Source organism: Dyella silvatica (assembly GCF_026283955.1).
Classification (GTDB): domain Bacteria; phylum Pseudomonadota; class Gammaproteobacteria; order Xanthomonadales; family Rhodanobacteraceae; genus Dyella_C; species Dyella_C silvatica.
Window position 1 is genome coordinate 17,220 of the sequence record NZ_JAPDPE010000048.1, and the last position, 18,078, is coordinate 35,297.

The 18,078-nt window shown below is 59.0% G+C and carries 10 protein-coding genes; all 10 read left to right on the top strand.

Annotation, left to right across the window (positions count from 1 at the left end; translation table 11 throughout):
• The first annotated feature begins 62 nt into the window (after window positions 1-62).
• The 10 genes from OUZ52_RS11225 (at window position 63) to OUZ52_RS11270 (ending at window position 17,951) form a co-directional block, all read left to right on the top strand.
• The gene (locus tag OUZ52_RS11225) at window positions 63-11,576 is read left to right on the top strand and encodes a hemagglutinin repeat-containing protein (protein WP_266158480.1); all 11,514 of its coding nucleotides are present in this window, start codon (window positions 63-65) and stop codon (window positions 11,574-11,576) included.
• 8 nt (window positions 11,577-11,584) lie between these two features.
• Window positions 11,585-12,052 carry a hypothetical protein gene (locus OUZ52_RS11230; RefSeq protein WP_266158481.1) on the top strand — a complete coding sequence of 156 codons (468 nt, stop codon included), beginning with the start codon at window positions 11,585-11,587 and terminating at the stop codon, window positions 12,050-12,052.
• A gap of 422 nt (window positions 12,053-12,474) precedes the next feature.
• Window positions 12,475-12,711: a DUF596 domain-containing protein gene (locus OUZ52_RS11235; protein WP_266158482.1), complete on the top strand. Its 237-nt coding sequence runs from the start codon at window positions 12,475-12,477 to the stop codon at window positions 12,709-12,711.
• A 63-nt stretch (window positions 12,712-12,774) separates the two neighbouring features.
• Window positions 12,775-13,224, top strand: a complete 450-nt coding sequence (locus tag OUZ52_RS11240; protein WP_266158483.1) for a hypothetical protein — start codon at window positions 12,775-12,777, stop codon at window positions 13,222-13,224.
• Between the two features lie 237 nt (window positions 13,225-13,461).
• Window positions 13,462-13,689 carry a hypothetical protein gene (locus OUZ52_RS11245; protein WP_266158484.1) on the top strand — a complete coding sequence of 76 codons (228 nt, stop codon included), beginning with the start codon at window positions 13,462-13,464 and terminating at the stop codon, window positions 13,687-13,689.
• A gap of 502 nt (window positions 13,690-14,191) precedes the next feature.
• On the top strand, window positions 14,192-14,749 hold the full coding sequence (locus OUZ52_RS11250) for a YjfI family protein (protein ID WP_266158485.1): 558 nt from the start codon (window positions 14,192-14,194) through the stop codon (window positions 14,747-14,749).
• A gap of 10 nt (window positions 14,750-14,759) precedes the next feature.
• On the top strand, window positions 14,760-15,467 hold the full coding sequence (locus OUZ52_RS11255; RefSeq protein WP_266158486.1) for a PspA/IM30 family protein: 708 nt from the start codon (window positions 14,760-14,762) through the stop codon (window positions 15,465-15,467).
• A 98-nt stretch (window positions 15,468-15,565) separates the two neighbouring features.
• Complete coding sequence (locus tag OUZ52_RS11260; protein WP_266158487.1) at window positions 15,566-16,219, top strand: DUF2491 family protein; 654 nt, start codon at window positions 15,566-15,568, stop codon at window positions 16,217-16,219.
• Between the two features lie 19 nt (window positions 16,220-16,238).
• The gene (locus OUZ52_RS11265) at window positions 16,239-16,781 is read left to right on the top strand and encodes a DUF1190 domain-containing protein (protein WP_266158488.1); all 543 of its coding nucleotides are present in this window, start codon (window positions 16,239-16,241) and stop codon (window positions 16,779-16,781) included.
• A 6-nt stretch (window positions 16,782-16,787) separates the two neighbouring features.
• Window positions 16,788-17,951, top strand: coding sequence for a glutathionylspermidine synthase family protein (locus OUZ52_RS11270; RefSeq protein ID WP_266158489.1), 1,164 nt, complete (start codon window positions 16,788-16,790; stop codon window positions 17,949-17,951).
• Window positions 17,952-18,078: the final 127 nt, after the last annotated feature.

Below are 18,078 nucleotides of genomic sequence, written 5' to 3' on the forward strand. Positions count from 1 at the left end.
AAAGGGTGCGAGCTCCAGGCATCACTCAACAGTTTGTGGAACGGACACCAAGGACTTTCATCATGTCGGACGTATCTCTTCACGCCGCAAGTGCAACCCCAGCCCATGGCAGCATACGGCCGAGCCGGACGCATCTATTGCGCCGCCACGCCCTGTGGGCCGCACTGACCGTCGCCTGCGGTCTGCCCAGCGTCTATGCGCAGAGCGCGCCGCCGGTGCACGTCGATGGCAGTACGAATACCGCGGTCATCCAGGCCGCCAACGGGGTGCCGGTAGTCAATATCGCGGCACCCAATCAAGCGGGTTTGTCGCATAACCGCTACCAGCAATTCGACGTCAACAGCCAGGGCCTGATCCTCAACAACAGCGGTGCGATCACCAGTACCAAGCTGGCGGGCTTCATCTACGGCAACACCAACTTGCCGAACGACACCTCGGCGCGACTCATCCTCAACGAAGTCACCTCGACCCTGCCCAGTCAGCTCAACGGCATGATCGAGGTGGCCGGGCGTGCGGCTGATGTCATCATCGCCAACCCCAACGGCATCGCGGTGAACGGCGGCGGCTTTATCAACGCGCCGCACAGCGTGCTCACCACCGGTACGCCGGTGATCGGCGCCGATGGCGCACTCAGCGGCTTTCGTGTCACCGGTGGCCGCATTTCGATCGACGGACAGCTCGACGCCAGCAGCATCGATCGGGTCGATCTGATCGCGCGCGCGGTGGCCGTCAATGCCGGCATCTGGGCCAACCAGCTCAACGTCGTCACTGGAGCCAACCAGGTGGATGCCGCCACGCTGGCGACGCAAAAGCTGAGCAATAGCGGTGCGACTCCCGCAGTGGCGCTGGACGTTTCCGCACTGGGCGGCATGTATGCCGGAGTGATCCGACTGGTCGGTACCGAGGCTGGCCTCGGCGTCAACAACCAGGGCCAGATCGCCGCAAAAAGCGGCGACTTGTCGCTCACCAACGCCGGCCAAATTGTTCTGGGTGGCAAGACCAGCGCCAGCGGCAACGTCACCGTCCAGTCCGCTCAATCGCTATCGAGCAGCGGCACGCTGGCAGCAGGTGGCGGCCTGAATGTGGGCGCCAGCGACATCAGTCACAGCGGTGTGCTGTACAGCGGCGGCAGCATGAATCTGGTCGCGGCCAGCGGTGCCTTGAGCAATAGTGGGCAGATCCAGTCTCAAGGCGCGCTGACGCTACAGGCGAACGGCGCCGTGACCAATACCGCTAGCGGCATGGTGTTGACAGGTAACGCGATCAATCTCAGCGCCGGGTCGCTGGATAACGCTGGCAAGCTCGAAGCTGCGCAAGGCGTCCATCTGCAAGTGAGCAGCGGCGCCCGCAACAGCGGTAGCGTGCTCGCCGATCAGGGTGACCTCGCCCTGCAAGCCGATACGCTCGACAACACCGGCACCTTGAGCGCCAGCGGTGACACCGCACTGACAGCAGTCACTTCGCTTAACACACAAGGCAGTGTGCTTAGCGGTGGCGCGTTGACCTTGACCGCACCGTCACTCACCACCGCCGGCACCGTGCAAGCCGGACAAAGCCTAAGCATCAACGGCGGCAGCCTTGGCAACAGCGGCAAGCTGTATGCGCTGGTTGGCGACGCGGCCATCCACCTGAGCGGCGTTTTCAACAACGCCAGTCAGGGCGATCTGTACGCCGGCAACAACCTCGGCATCAGCGCGGCCTCGCTGATCAATGCCGGTCGCATGGAGGCCAAACAGGCCGCCAACATCACTCTAAGCGGTGCACTCAGCAATAGCGGCCATCTGCAGGCGGACCAGACCGATGTGCTGCTCAGCGCCAATGCCCTGGATAACAGCGGCGTCATCAGCGCGCAGCGCCTTCTGCAATGGCAGGTCGTCAGTACTGCCAGCAACAGCGGCACCCTGATCAGCGGGCAGGCGAGCCATTTGTCGGCCCAGCGCTTCGACAACAGCGTTGGTGGCCAGCTGCAAAGCGGTTCGGATCTGACGCTGTCGGCGGTCACCCTCAACAACGCCGGCAACCTGCACGCCAAGGGCAATGCCAGCGTCAGCGGTACAGATCTGAGCAATGCCGTCGGCGCACAGCTGCTTGCCGATGGCACGCTTACCGTCAACAACACCGGCGCCATCGAGAATGCCGGTGTGATGCAGGCCGGTAGCGATCTCACGCTGGCGAACGCCGCGTCGTTCAACAATGCACAGAACGCCACGGTATATGCGGGCCAAAATCTGAATCTCGTGCTCACGCAAGCGCTCACCAATGCCGGGACGTTTTACGCCGCGCATATGGTCAGCCTGGCGGCGGGCAACGTCGGCAATAGTGGCATTCTGCGCAGCGGCGGTGGCTTGAGCTTGAACACCACTGGCGATGTCAACAGCAGTGGTGCCATCCAGGCGCAGCAGCAGTTGAGCCTGACCAGCGGCGGCAGCTTCACCAACAGCGGCAAGCTGTACGCCGTCGATAGTGGCTTGACCATCCGCAGCGGTGGCGCCTTTGTCTCGAAGGCTGGCGGCGATATTTATAGCGGACAGAACATCACCTTCCATGGTGGCAGTTTCGCCAACGCCGGTCTGCTCGAAGCGAAACAAGCCATCAGCCTGGGCGTCCAGGGCGATGTCGGCAATAGCGGCAGCATCCAGGCCGATAGCGGCGATCTCGCTCTCAGTGGCGCCACCCTGAACAACCAGGGCACGCTTAGCGCGACCGGCAACACCCAGCTCAATGGCAGCACCAGCGTGAGCAACGCCGGTCGTATCGTGACCGGTCAGGCACTGACCATCGCCAGTGCCAGCCTAAGCAACAGCGGGCAAACCCAAAGCGGTACCAGCACCGCGCTGCAAACCGCCAACCTGGATAACCGTGGCCGGATCCAGGCCGGCAGCACGTTGACGCTTAGCGGCAATCGCACCCTGACCAATGCCAGTGGCGGCCAGTTGCTTGCTACCGGCGATCTCAACAGCGATACCGCGGTGCAACTCAGCAATGCAGGCGTGATCCAGGCGGGCGGCAAGCTGGGTTTGCAGGGTACCGGCGCGATCGACAATCAGGCCGGCGGTACGCTTTACGCTACCGGCCAAACGCAGATCGAGCTCGGTGGCGCGTTGAATAACGCCGGTACGGTATATGCCGGCCAGGGCCTGCAACTGGACACCAACGGCTTGAGTAACAGCGGTAGCCTGCGCAGCGGCACGACACTCAATGTCAGCGTGCAAGGTAACGCCAGCAATAGCGGCAGCGCCTATGCCATGGGCGCCGCCATCTGGAACGTAACCAGCGCACTCGCCAACACGGGTGTGCTCGCAGCAGCGGGCACCACCACCGTTACCGCGAACAGCCTCAGTGGTGCGGGTACGCTGGCGGCAGGTTTGCAAAGCGATGGCAGTCTGGGAGCTGCTGGTGCGCTGGCTGTTACCACCAGCGGCGCGCTCGCCTCCAACGGCCGCGCACTGGCTGGTGGCGATATCCGTTTCAGCGGCAGCAGCCTCGATCTGTCCAACAGCCAGACACGGGCTGGCGGCGACGCCATACTCATGGCCACCCAGGGCGATGTGTCGAACCAGGGCGGCGATATCGCGGCCAATGGAACACTTGCGATCACCACGCCGGGCGCCTTCATCAACGGCGGCAGCAATGCGGTGCAAGGCGGCAAGCTCAGCGCCAGCGTGCTGAGCCTGCATGCGGCGAGTGTGATGAATCGCTACGGCAGCATCAGTCAAAGCGGCAACCGCGATATCGCGCTGAGCCTGACCGGTGCCCTCGATAACGCCTACGGCAAGTTCGCCAGCAATGCGGGCAATATCAGCATCAGCGCGGCCTCGCTGGATAACACCGGTGGCACGCTGCAACACGCAGGCAGTGGCAACCTCAGCCTGACCACGGCGGGCGATCTCAGCAATAACAGCGGCCAGATCGTTGGCAATGGTGCATTGACCTTGCAAGCGGGCGGCACGCTAAGCAATGCCGGTGGCAACATCGGTGTAGCGAACGAGGCCTCGGTTCATGCGGCGGCCATGGTCAACAACAGCGGTACGCTGGCGGCACGCCATATCGGCCTCAACGTCGATCAAGCGCTGAGCAATAACGGCGGCACCATGCAAGCCAGCGGCGGCCTTACCGTCACGGCCAACACGCTGGACAACACCGGCGGTTTTCTCAAGAGCACTAGCGCGCAAGCTGTCGGGGTGACGACCACCGGCGCGCTGACCAATGGCAGCGGTGGCTTCATTGGCGGCAATGGGGTGGTGGCGGTACAAGCAGGTAGCCTCACCAATGCCGGACAGATCTACGCCGGCAGCTCGCTGACCGCGACCTCGCAAAACGCGCTCAACAACAACGGTGGTGCATTACAGGCCTTGTCCTGGTTGAACGTAAATAGCGCAGGAGCCTTAAGCAATCGCAGCGGCCGTATCGAAGCGGGCGCGGGTGATGGCAACGCCACCCTTACCGTCAACGCAGCAAGCCTCGATAACGCCGGCGGCCGTCTTGCCAATGCGGGCGGCGGTGTCAGCACGGTTAACGCAGGCAGTGGCGTGACCAACCAGGGCGGCACCTTGGGCGGGCAGGGCGATCTCAACCTCAGCGCCAACAGCCTGGATAACAGCCAGGGCGGTCACGTGGTGGCCGGGCAAAACCTCAACTTCACCCTCAACGGCATGAGCAATGTCGGCGGCACGACCTATGCCGCCAACAATCTCGGCTGGAGCAACGGCGGTGCTTGGCTAGCCAATGCCAGCGGTGCGCTGAGTGCCGGTGGGCAGCTGGGCCTTAGCCTGCAAAACATCGACAACAACGGCGGCGATCTTGCCGCTGGCAGCAACCTCAATCTCAACCTCGCCAGCTTTAGCGGCGTGGGCCGCACCGTGGCCGGACAAGACCTTACCCTTAGCGTGGGTGGCGACTACACCAATGCAACCGGCAATACGCTGAAAGCCAATCGCGACTTCACCTTCAACATCGCCGGTAATTTCTACAACCCCGCTGGCGCTACCTTGCAATCGGTGCGCAACCTCACCGTTAACGCCGCCAATATCGATAATGCGGCCAGCGCTTATATCAACAGCAACGGCACCACCCTCAATGCCCGTGGCAACCTCAGCAACGAGGGGCGCATTGAAGGCGATGCGATAACACTGAATGCCGTGAACCTAAGCAACACCGGCAATATTATCGGCGGTGCGATTGCGGCAACCGCCAGTACGCTGACCAACGGTGCCGACCTGGGAGCGGCAGCTGACAACGCGGCCTATCAAAGCGCCATGATTGCCGCTACCCGCAGCATCGATTTGTTTGTCAGCGGCACCCTGCTCAACCGCGACGCGACCATTTTCACCCTCGGCAATTTGCGTATCGGTGCCGACGCCAACGGCAATCGCAGCGGCGCCGTGATCAACCAATCCGGCGATATCGAAGCCGATGGCAACGTCACCCTTGCGGCCAATAGCTTTACCAATCAGCGGCGTGTGTTCGAGACCGGCACTTATCAGCTCAGCGCCGACGAGGTGCTGCAGAACACCTTCACCGGCGCCTCGGTAGTGCGCTATCGCTATGACGATCCCAACCCCTTGCATCACCCGCCGTATGTCGATGCCAGTCAGGTGATCGGCGCGCAAGAGCTGGCGCTTTCCGAAAGCTGGTGCGCCAACCGCGGCGAACCGGGCAGCGATGGCGCATGGTGTAACGGCAATCAGCAGCCGGGACATAACTCGCACGATCTTTATCACTACGATTTTCAGGCAATCAACACCGACAAGCTGATATCGGTCGAGCGGCTTAAGCGTGCCAGTGCGGAAGGCCGGCTGCTCGCCGGTGGCGACATCACCTTGTCCGGCTCGGTGTTGAACGACAAATCCACCGTGGCTGCTGGTCGCAACCTCACCATCAACGGCGCAGACAGTGCCGGCAACACCGCCGTGCAAAACATCGCATGGGCGCCGACCGGCACCGTGCAACGCCACACCGATTATCAAGTCGGCATCTCCCACCTGGCCTATGACGGTGGCCGTCACTGGGCCTGGTGGCGCTATGAGACCTGGAACACCGGCGATACCTCCATACCGTTGGGCCTGGGCGCCGGCCAGGTGCCTGCGTGGGTCAATGTCGCACTTGGCAATAGCCTCGGCGCGGTGATGAGCGCAGGCAACACCGTCAACATCACCGCGCAAACGATCAGCAGCAGCGTGGTCGGAGCCGACGGCCAGCCCGTGCGCAATGCCATTGGTCTGGGCGCGAATGGTGGTGGTCAATCGATCAGCGGTAATGGTGTCGGTCCGGTGGGTAGCGTGGCGGGTCATGCCGGTGCTGTCGCAGGCACGGCACTGGGCGAGGCGCCTGGCGCCAGCAGTGGCGGCTCACTCAGCCTTGCATCAGGCCGCTATGGCGTAACCGCCGGCGCGCTGGCGCCAAGCACCACGGTGGGCGCCACGCCGGGTGTGGGTCAGGCGGTATCCGCCCTGGCGGGCCCCAACCCCACGGTGAATCTGCCGCAGTCCGGCTTGTACACCGTCAACAATCAGCCTGGCAGCAAATACCTGGTCGAAACCGATCCGCGGTTTGCGCAATACACCGCGTTTACCAGCAGTGACTACATGATGAGCAAGCTGGGCTTCGACCCTAGCAACATCCGTAAACGCCTGGGTGATGGCTTCTACGAACAGCGCAGCGTGCTCGACCAGATCGCCTCGCTGACCGGGCGGCGCTTTCTCAACGACAACACCAATGCCATGGCTCAGTACCGCGACCTGATGGACGCCGGTGCACAGGCCGCCGGTGCCTTCCAGCTCAGCGTGGGTGTGGCGCTTACCTCCGCACAAATGGCCCACCTCACTCAGGACATCGTGTGGATGGTCAACGCCACCGTGGACGGCCAAACCGTGCTGGTGCCGGTCGTGTATCTGTCCGAGGCACACGCCAGGGAGATGGCCGCCAATGGCGCCACCATCGCCGGTAAAAACGTCATCCTCACCGCCACCGGCGACCTCACCAACAGCGGCACCATCAAGGCCAGCGACAGCGCCCAGCTCACCGCCGCCAACCTGCTCAACAGCGGCAACATCAGCGCCGGCAATAACCTCAGTGTCACCGCCGCGCAGAACATTCTCAATGGCGGCACGATCAACGCCGGTGGCAATGTCAGCCTGGTTGCCGGTAACGATGTGCGCAGCGGGCTCGATGCCGCCGTGGCGCTTGGCGCGGTCAATTTGACTAATCTGGGCGCGCCGGTAAGCACCGTCGCCGGTGGCCTGGACATGGCGCAGCCCGGCAGCATAAGCACTGGCGGTAGCCTGGCTATCAATGCAGGCCGGGATCTCACACTCAGTGCCGCCCCAGTCAGTGCGGGCGGCAACCTCAGTCTAGCCGCGGGCCGTGATCTCAGCGCCGCGGCCGTGGCTATCAGCGCGGGCAAAGATGCCCAGCTTTTGGCGGGCCGTGACCTAAGCCTCAATGCCTTGGGCCATACCACTGCCAGCATGCAAGCGCAGGGTTCGCAAAACACCCGCAGCGAAAGCACCACCCATACAGTAAGCACCATCAACACCGGCGGCTCGTTGCTAGTGGCCGCCGGCCGCGACCTGACCAGTCAAGGCGCCCAACTCAAGGCAGGCGATCAACTCGCCCTCAGTGCGGGTCGCGACGCCAGCCTCAACGCCGTCACCGATGTGCAATCTAAACAAACCGAGAGCGCGCAAGGTCACACTGTCGTACAGACCAGCCAGCGCGATGAAAGCCTGCGTGGCAGCAACCTCAGTGCAGCCAATGGCGTCAGCGTGACCGCCACCCGCGATCTCGCTGCAACGGCGGTAGCGATCGCCACCACCCAAGGTGGCCCAGGCGAAAAGGGCAACGTCATACTCGGCGCAGGCCGCGACCTGACCCTTAATGCCGGTCAGGAAAACCACGACAGCAGCCGCGATACCATCACCAAGAAAAGCGGCTTTCTCTCCAGCAGCAAAACCACCACCCACGACGCCACCCATGACGAGTACGTCATCGGCAGCAAGCTCAACGGCAACAACGTGGTGCTGAGCGCGGGACATGACCTGACCGCGCAGGCGGCGCAGGTGACGACGCCGCAAGGCACCACCCAAGGTGGCCTAGTTGCCTTGTCGGCGGGGCATGATGTGAATCTGACCGATGCCCACGATGTACACAGCGAAGAACACGACAGAAAAACCACATCGAGCAGCGTTTTCAGCACCAGTGCGTTGCGCTTCGGCTCGGTCGATCCACAAAAGCGCAGTCGCGATGACAATCGCAGCCTCACCCAAACCACCAGTGTAGGCACCCTGCTCAGCGGCGATACCGTCACCGTGGCCGCAGGGCATGATTTGAACGCCACCGCCGCGCAAGTGGCCGCCACCCGTGACGTCGTGCTTGCCGCCGGCAACGATCTCAACCTTAAGGCGGGCGAGAACACCTACACCGAAACCCAGGGCACCAAGACCAGCCACACCGGCTTGATGAACAACGGCGGCCTCAGCGTCTTGATCGGCAACCGCACCCAGGAAACCACCAGCACCGTCAACGACACCAGCTATACCGGCAGTATGGTCGGCAGCACCAACGGCAAGGTGACGCTAAGTGCCGGCAACAACGTACACATCACCGGCAGCGATGTGATCAGCCAGACCGGCACCGCCATCGTCGGCAAAAACGTCACCATCGATGCCGCCGTCGGCACCACCGATACCCGTCAGACCCAGAAGATGAGTCAGGGCGGTATCAATGTGGGGATTGGCGGTGTGCTTGCCGAGGCGGCACAAGGCGTTTACGGCTCGGTGAAGCGTGGTAGCGAAGTCAAAGACGATCGCCTGAAAGCGCTGTATGCCGCGCAGGCGGCATACCAGGCGAGCGATGGGATGAAGGCATATAACGGTGGTGCGGCCACTGCGAGTAAAAACGGCGGTGACGGTGGCATCAACCTGCAAGTCGGCATTGGCGGAAGCAGCGCGAGTAGTCAAACCACGACGCACGACGAAACCGCTTACGGCAGCCACATTCGCAGCCAGGGTGACGTAACCATTGCCGCGACCGGTGGTGACCTCAACATCATCGGCAGCCAAGTGACCGGCAATAACGTGGCGCTCGCCGCCAAGAACGATATCAACCTGCTCAGCCAGGCCGAGAATCACACGTTACAGAGCAGCAATAAGAACGCGAGCGGCGGCTTAGGCCTGCAAATCGGGACCGATGGCGTGGGCTTCTATGCACAAGCCTCCATGGGCAAGGGCAAGGCTCACGGTAATGGTGCAACCCATGCCGAGACGGTGATCGATGCCAAAGACACACTGAGCCTGATCAGCGGCAACGACACCACCATTCGCGGTGCGCAGGCCAAGGGCAGCACCGTACTCGCCAACATCGGTGGCAACCTCAACCTCGCCAGTGAGCAAGACACCAACGACTACGCTAGCCAGCAATGGCAGGCTGGCGCCAAGGTGGTTATTGGCTACGGTGGCAGCGCCAGTGCCAGCTACAACCAGAGCAAGGTCACCAGCAATTACAAAAGTGTGAATGAGGTCAGCGGCATTAGTACAGGCAGTGGCGGCTACGACATCCGCGTGGGCGGCAACACTGACCTCAAGGGCGCGGTGATTGCCAGCACAGCCGATGCTGCCAAAAACTTGCTTAGCACTGGCTCACTTACCTTTAGCGATATCCAAAACGAAGCCAAGTACAGCGCTAGCAGTGTGGGTGTCAGTGCTAGCTATGGTGGTGGCAGCTTTAGCGCGATGCCAAGCGTCAGCATCCCCCAACACGAGAACAGCAGCAGCGACACCAAGGCCGGCATAGCCCAAGGCACGATTAACGTCCGCAACAACCCTGGTCAAGATCTCAGTGGCCTCGACCGCAACCCTGATATCGACGGAAAAGGCCTCAAGCCCATCTTCGATGAGCAAAAGGTGCGCGAGAACATGGAGCTGGGGCAGGTGGCTGGGTATGTCGGGATGCGTTCTGTAGGCGAGATCGCTCAGTGGCGCCAGAAGGAAGCGAATCAGAAATTGAATCAGGCCGCTGAGGACTACAAGCAGGCCAAAGCCAATGGCGACCAAGCTGGTATGGAGCGCGCCGATCAGGCATGGAACAGTGCGAGCGCCGATTACCGGCGATGGTCGGATGGCTCGGCCAACATGGCGCTAGTACATGGCGTCATGGGCGCAGCGATTGCGGCGTTAGGCGGTGGTAATGCCGCTCAAGGCGCGCTGGGTGCAGCAGCGGGCGAGGCGGCTACACCGGTACTGGCCAATGAGCTGGGTCGAAATGGTGCGGCATTAGGTGCGGCGTTGATTGGCAACTTGGCCGGCGGGGGTAGCGGCGCGGCCACGGCTAACGCCGGGGCTCAATACAACTATCTCAGCCACGATCAAGAAGCGCTGAAGCTCAAAGAGATACAGGCGTGCAACGGTAACGTTCTTTGCCAGCTACAAGTGACTGCCAAGTGGGACATTGTCAGTGGCAAACAAGACGTCGGTGTGGGAGTAGGCGTCGTAGCAGGGATCGGTATGTCAGGCCGAAACGCACTCGACGCCATCGCCTATATGGAGCCTAAGGATGTGCTGGCCGGCTTGAAAGCCCTGGTCACCGATCCGAATGTGAGAGCTCAAATTGCTCCATCCATGCTGAAATCCATCGATGAGCGTTTGAGTTTTGCTTCTCAACAAATGGAGGTTGCCGGTTGGGATGCCTCGGTCGATGCCGGTAAGGCCCTGGGAAGCTTGCTATTTGACACCGCAGCAGCAGTAAGTGCTGTTCGTGGTGGCATTGCTTTGGCGAAGGACTTGCCCGCAGTGGCCCGCAATGTTGCGGGTGCCGTGGATGACCTGAGCGCGCTGTTGAAAAAAGGGGCGAACGGAGCTGCAGATGCGCCAAGTGCGCCCAAATTCGTCTTGATAGGCGGGGCAAGTTACGTTGAGAGCGCTGCCATACAGGCGAACACGACCGTCAGCCTCAGTGCTGACGTCACCATTGCTACCGGCGAGGTGATTCCCAAAGGAAGTCTTGTCACCGTTAGCGGCGATACGATGAAGGTAGTTTTCCCAGATGGGAGGAAGGTAATTTCGTCCTATGGGGTAGCTACGGGTGAAGTGCCGGTGGCGACTGGGGCAAAAGACATTGCAACAGTAGATGCTGAGATAGACGCATTAGGCCGTATAGCGCAAAATCCGAATGGCCCCGACCTTACAGCAAGGGCTCCGAATACTATTTTGAATAAGCAATTGGTTAACGATCTTGGCAATGGGAAATTGCCGGGTAATCCCATTGGTGGTCCAGGTACGCCGAGGGAAATGCCGTTCAGCCCAAATCCGAGTGCAACGGCTGAAGACTTTGCACAAGGTGTTCTAGGTCGTTCGCCAACACAAGATGAACTGAATATTGGCGCACGGATGAATAAGGGAAACTGCATTGGTTGCTGGGTGGCGTCTCCTGATAATGGCCAAACTTTTATTACCTATCGTCCATCTGGAATGGCGGGTGCGGATACTTTGCCAACAACATCCACGGTTGAAATTAATTACAAGGGAACTGAGAATATTATTAATAATGGAAAGGTTGTTAAATTAAAATTCCCAAAAAATTGAGGTGATTGATGAATATTCCATTTTCTTTAGCATTGGGAATACAGGATTGGTTGCGTGTTTTTACCTATGACTGCTACGTAGCAGATGCCTTGACAAGCGGGCTAAGTCGGGGTGCCTCTCATAGGGAGCGTTGGCAGCTTGCCGTTGACACTACATATCGCCTACTGGTGTCTGGACTTCTTGAGTCTTCCTTAGGCGAGAACGACGATGAGGTCGTTGCCCGTGAAAAATACTTCAATTATGCAGTTTTACTTTCGAGGTGCGACCCTTTTACATCAGATGTGAAGTTAATTGCACCATGGCATGAATGGGATTTATGTGGAACAAAGTTATGTAAAGAGCTTATCGAAAAGCATGGTGTGATTGATCTTGAGTTGGGTAGTGTATGTGATGGATTTATAAGTGATATTGAGAATATTTTTGAGAAAAAAAACGTTCCATGGTCTAATTATCCATTGATACCAATAAATTATTAAAGAGCGTGGTGTTGGCAATATCCTTGCCTGGATTGCACAATCTGTCTATGGCTCAGGGAAACTTCGCAGTGAAGTCAAGGATGATCGTCTGAAAACGCTGTATGTCGCGCAGGCCGCCTATCAAGCGAGAGACGTCGTGGGTTTGGCCGACGGCATGGAAGGTGGTGCTAGCAAAACGGCAAGGACGGAGGCGCCAATCTGCAAGTAGGCATTGGCGGCAGTAGTGCCAGCAGTGAAACCACGGCTCGCGATGAAATTGCCTACGGTGGTAATGCTGGGAAAAGAGTTGAGATAAAATTTAAATTAATATTATATATTTATATAATGCGGTTTTAAAAAGCTCGTTTGGCCTTTCAATGGGGTCAATATGGCAGCACTTGATTGTGGGGCTTTCGGATTTAAATTTGAGATCTAATGAGAGGGTGGAAGTATTTTTTAAAATACTAAAATGCTTGATGGTTGATGGCCATTTGAAGCTAGCGGCTGATGGAAAATGTCTCGCGGGTAGTATTGATGAGCAAATTGATGTCATCAAATCGGCGTGGCCCATGAGCCCGGAGGATGATGAGCTCGACGGGTTCGGTCTTTGGTTTTTGATGGGCGCACCGGCAGGGGTGGTTTGGTTTACATCTGATGGGCAAGAGGAGATTTGGGCCTAGAAAATCAAGAAGAAAAGGTGAGAAATGATTGATTAGATAATTGGCAAGCTAAAGATGTATGAAATGAGCACAACAACAAAAATTACAGTAAGCGAAGGTGACTTGCTTAATGTTCTTTATGACATATCTCCTCTTGAGTGGAGAAGGTTTCAGCAAAGGCATCCGCAAGTTTGGGATGGAAAACATTATATGGTGGAGGATAAATCAAATTTTCCACCTTGGATGTCATTTCGATTCGAGTCCGATGATGATGTGATCTTGGAGAAATTTCGTCATGCAATAGATGATTATTATGGAAAGATAAGGTGGTCACTGAACGAGCATAAGCGCGAAGGGCTTCCAGGTATTAACTGGACAATAAAGCCAAGACGTTTATTGGAGGTGAAAGAGCAGGCGGATAAGCTAGATTTATCTCCGAGCCAATATATTGCCCAGTATGAGCCGGAGTTTGGTCCTGCTGCTTATGAAGACCTTGTTGGATTGACCGAATATATTCGACAGCTATTTCTGTAGGATGATCGTGGTTGATATGATGAAATTTTCGGACGAGAGCAATTTCTTAGAGGGGTTTGGTATCGAGCCTTTTGAGGTGGATCCAGGCATGGCCTTATGTTGCTATAAGAATGAGGTCGGAAAACGGCGATCTTGAGATTGATATTTCTTTTAGTGGGGTAGTGCTAAAGGGATGCCTGCGGCCAGTGTAAGCGCCTTGCTCAAAGGTGTGCCGTCACCGTGGCGGCCGGCTTCGTCGTGAATGCCACCGCCGTGCAGGTGGCTGCGACCCGCGACGTCGTGCTTGCCGCAGGCAGCGATCTTAATCTCAGGATGAGCGAGCACGCCTACACCGAAGCCTGGGGCACCAAGGCCGGTCACGTCGGCTTGATGAGCAGTGGTGGCCTTGGCGTCTTGATTGGCAGTCGCACCCAGGAAGCCGCCGATACCATCAACGACACCAGCGACGCGCCAACGGCAAGGTGATGCTCGGCGCGGGCAGTGACATGCTCATCACTGGCGCCCGTAGTAGATGTTCACCGCCTGGTTTCGCATAGGAATAGCTGAGCAACAGCGACTGGGTGTTTAGCGCCAGAGGGGTGTTCGCTCACCGCCGGAATCCGCGCCGCAAAGGCTATCGCTACGTCTGCGTCATGTAATGGCTGTATTGCCTCTCGATAATGGCTTAGTGCTAAGGGCTTTTGGGTTGGTCCGCGACCCAGCTCTATCGCCAAAACACAAGCCCCGAACGTCGCTATGGCTATGCCCTTGGTATGGCGTGTGGTCGCCCTGATGTGATTGCGAGTCGCAGCCGTGGCAGGTGCCGTAAGTGGCGCTGGGCAACGGTTGTTCGCCCTTTCAGTCATGTGATTGTGTAACGATCCATAATTACATGTAACATTACTCGTAATCGCCGAACGCCAAGAAAACCGTGCCCCTGAAACCACCCAAAAGCGGAGCCCAAGCCCAGCGGGATTTCCGCGAGCGTATGAAGCAGAAGGGTTTGGTGCCTCAGCAGGTCTATATCCGCAAGGAACACAAAGAAACGCTGGCCCTGCTTGAGCAGGCCCTGCGTCTTCCCGTGCTTCCTCCCGACATCCTAGCCATGGAAAACGAAGCAATGAGCCAGCAGTGGACGACGAAGGCGCTGTACGACGCTATCAATGCAACTGAATTTCCGCATAAGGAACACGTCACGCTTACTTTGGAAGACGGCACCGACCCTTCGATCAGTCTTGAGTTGGGGACGTTTGGCGATATGCATGTGCATATGGCCGCTTCCGGCGAACAAGTATTCGTTTCAACCGTGTTGTGTCACGCCAGCCAGGTCAGTGACCGCGCCGGCTTTAACGACGCATGCCTGCGTCTTAATCCGATGAATCCGCTCTCCAACCTGGGCATTACCTCCATGGGTGGCGAGGATATTTACATCATTTTTGGTGAGCTTTCGTCGCGTTCGCCGTTGAGCAACATCATTGAGGAAATCATGGTGCTGGCTCATAACACGATCCGCGCAGCTCACGAACTTCAATCGTTTATTCACTGAGGCACACGCCATGACTATCTTCGACAAGCTGTTCACCCTGGTTCGCGGCACCGCTACTGAGGCTGGTCAGTCCATCGTGGACGCCAATGCCATGACGATTCTGGATCAGGAAATTCGCGACGCCGACAATGCGTTGCGCCAGTCGCGCACCGATCTCACCAAGATCATGGCCGAGCGCACCATTACCAGTAACAAGCTCACCGACAAGCAAACCAAGCTGCAGGAAAACAACAGCTACATCCCGCAGCTGCTGGCCAAGGGGCAGCGTGATCTCGCGCTGGAAGTGTCCGGCAAAATCGCCACGCTGGAAGGCGACATTGCGCAGGATCAGAAAACCATCGCGGATATGGACACCAACATCGCCAAGCTGCAGGCGTCGATCAAGCAGGCGGAAATGACCATCGACCGTCTGCGTCGCCAGGTGGATACGGTCAAGGCGACCGCTTCGGTGCAGCGCGCGCAAGAGGCGATTGCCGCCAAGGCGGCGGGTTCCAGTGCGCGTTTGCGCACGGCGGTAGATTCGCTGGACCGCATCAAAGAGCAGCAGGCACTGCGCTCGGCGCAGATTGACGCGGCGAATCAGCTCGAGGCGCAGTCCAACGGTGGCGATCTGGAGCAGAAGTTGCAGGCGGCAGGGATTGTGCCGGGCGGGCAGGCCGCTGAAGATATCCTGGCTCGATTCGAAAAGCCGGCGGCCCCCACGGGTAACGCCAGCTAATCTACGCAGCTAAGCCAAACCTTGCGCATGATGGCGGTGACCGCTCGGGTCAGCGCCATGGTGCGGTCCGCCGTCCATCCACGATCCAGGAAAGTCCGATGAGTTTTTTAGGGAAGTTGTTCGGCGAAAAAGAGGCGGCCTCGGCGCCGGTCGATGACCTGCCGCTGCATTTGCGGCTGGGCGGCGCGGTGGCTTATGACGACACCATGTTCAAGGTCACTGCGGGCGTGTTGAGTTTCGATGCGCCGCAGGGCAATCAAATCATCGAGGCGCTGGGTAAGGTCGATCTCGGTGCGGGTTCGCATCTGCATCGCTTTTATCTCACCGACGATGCCTGGATTCAGGTCAATACGACCGGTCAGTCCATCGATGACGTAAAGCTGTTCGTCTACGCCGACACGAAAAACCCGCCGAGCAAGGCGGAGTTTGTGCGCTGGACCGAGCAAGGTTCGGAGATCGGCTCTGCAAGCATCCGGTTCGCCGGTAGAACCTTCGATCGCGTCTGGGGCGATTCGTCGGTGGCTGCGTGGTCGCCACCGATTGTCTACGATGAATCCGTGACGCATCCGGCGGGTGGTGAGGCGGATTTCGACCTCACGCATTATTCGATGCTGTATCAGCGTGAAGTGCCGGAGCTGCCAGGCCGCTTCGAGTATTTGTTTGTCACCGCCGAAGATTATGGTCCCGAGGAATTCTGTGTCGTCTATTCGCTAGGTGTTGACGTGACCACCGCTGACCTCACCATCACCTGATGCTGTCCACGGGGATATCATGAAACGATCATCGACAGCCGCCTTGTTGCTGATGGGGGTGGCGCCACTGATGCTGACGGCATGTGGCGATAGCCAACCGCAAACGGCGGTCAAGGAACAGGCATACGCCAACATCGGCGATTGCACGGCGGCTGGCAATCCGCAGGCGGATTGCCAGCGTGCGTTTGATCAGGCGCAGGCCAGCGCGAATAGCGCCGCCCCGCATTACAAAACGCGCGAAGACTGCATCAAAGAGTTCGGTCCGGATATGTGCCAGCCGCGCAGCGATGCGCGCGAGGGTAGCTTCTGGGGGCCGCTGATGACCGGCTTTGTGTTGGGCCGGATATTCGATGGCGGCTCATCGCGTTACTACGGTGCCGAGCCGCTATATCGGCAGCGCGACGGGCAGGATTATCGACCCTCCAGCGGCGGTGCCTGGAGTGGGTCGTATGGTTCGAGTCGCAGCAGCAGTTCCACCGATGCCGCAGGCAGTCGCGCGGTGACGGCAAGTCGTGGCGGCTTCGGTTCGGTGTCCGCCGCACGCGGCGGCTGGGGCGGCTGAGCTAGCGTGCAACGTATCGCCATTGCGCCGCGAGCGGACTGGAAGGCGACCGCCGACCGTTACGGCTTCACCTTTTCGGTGATCGACGGTGAGCCCTATTGGGATGAGTCGGCCTACTACGCTTTCACGCTGCAGCAGATCGAGCGGGATATCGAGACGCCGACCGGCGAGATTCACGAGATGGCCATGGATCTGGTCTCCGCGGTGATCAAAAGCGAGGCGCTGCTGACGCGGCTGGCGATTCCCGCGGCGTATTGGGATTGGATAGCGCAAAGCTGGCGCCAAGGTCATCCGCATCTGTACGGGCGCATGGACCTGGCTTATGACGGCAGCGGGCCGGCCAAGCTTTACGAGCTCAATTACGACACGCCGACCTCACTCTATGAAGCGGCGTTTTTCCAATGGATCTGGCTGGAGCAGCAAACCCAGCGTGGTGTATTGCCCGGCGGTACGGATCAATACAACTTGATCCAGGAATTGTTGGTCGAGTCGTTCGGTGCCATCGCCAAGGCGTTGCCACGGCCGCTGTATTTCAGCGCGGTCAGGGACAGTGCAGAGGATCAGGGCACGGTGGCCTATCTGCGTGATTGCGCGCATCAAGCCGGCTTGGATTCCGGCTTGATCGCCATGGAAGACATTGGCCTTTCCACCCATGGCGCGTTCACCGATCTCGACAGCACAGTCATCGGCACCTTGTTCAAGCTATATCCGCTGGAGCACATGTTTGAAGACCGCTACGGGGAGCATTTGCCGACTTCCGGTCTGCAACTGATCGAGCCCGCATGGAAGGCAGTGCTGAGCAATAAAGGCATCCTGCCGATGCTGTGGGAGCGCCACGCCGGGCATCCGAATTTGCTTCCGGCTTTTTTCGATGACACTCCGACCAGCGACCTAGCAACAGGCTGGGTGCGCAAGCCGTTGTTGTCGCGCGAGGGCGCAAATATCGATATGCGCCTGCCCAGTGGTGAGTTGCTGAGTTCGGACGGGCCCTACAGCAATGCGCCCTGCATCCGACAGGCCTATCACCCGCTTACGCGATACGACGGTGGCTACCCGCTGATCGGTAGCTGGGTGGTGGCCGACCGGCCAGCCGGTATGGGGGTGCGAGAGGATCGGGGTTTGATAACCCGCGATACCTCGCGCTTTCTTCCGCACGTGATTCTTGCCTAGTCCCTGAGGCGAGTTTTCGCTGCCTTTCACGGCGATAGGCCTGGGCGACGGGCACGCCGCCCAGTGTGCAAGCCAATATCCGATCCGGTCGCCGGCACGGTATCGCGGGTGCGCATGTATCCGCTCT

Bases quoted from the DNA above. Each gene is read 5' to 3' on its own strand.
- OUZ52_RS11265 (WP_266158488.1), top strand. From the start codon at position 16,239: ATGAAACGATCATCGACAGCCGCCTTGTTGCTGATGGGGGTGGCGCCA.
- OUZ52_RS11230 (WP_266158481.1), top strand. From the start codon at position 11,585: ATGAATATTCCATTTTCTTTAGCATTGGGAATACAGGATTGGTTGCGT.
- OUZ52_RS11240 (WP_266158483.1), top strand. From the start codon at position 12,775: ATGAGCACAACAACAAAAATTACAGTAAGCGAAGGTGACTTGCTTAAT.
- OUZ52_RS11260 (WP_266158487.1), top strand. From the start codon at position 15,566: ATGAGTTTTTTAGGGAAGTTGTTCGGCGAAAAAGAGGCGGCCTCGGCG.
- OUZ52_RS11250 (WP_266158485.1), top strand. From the start codon at position 14,192: ATGAAGCAGAAGGGTTTGGTGCCTCAGCAGGTCTATATCCGCAAGGAA.
- OUZ52_RS11225 (WP_266158480.1), top strand. From the start codon at position 63: ATGTCGGACGTATCTCTTCACGCCGCAAGTGCAACCCCAGCCCATGGC.
- OUZ52_RS11255 (WP_266158486.1), top strand. From the start codon at position 14,760: ATGACTATCTTCGACAAGCTGTTCACCCTGGTTCGCGGCACCGCTACT.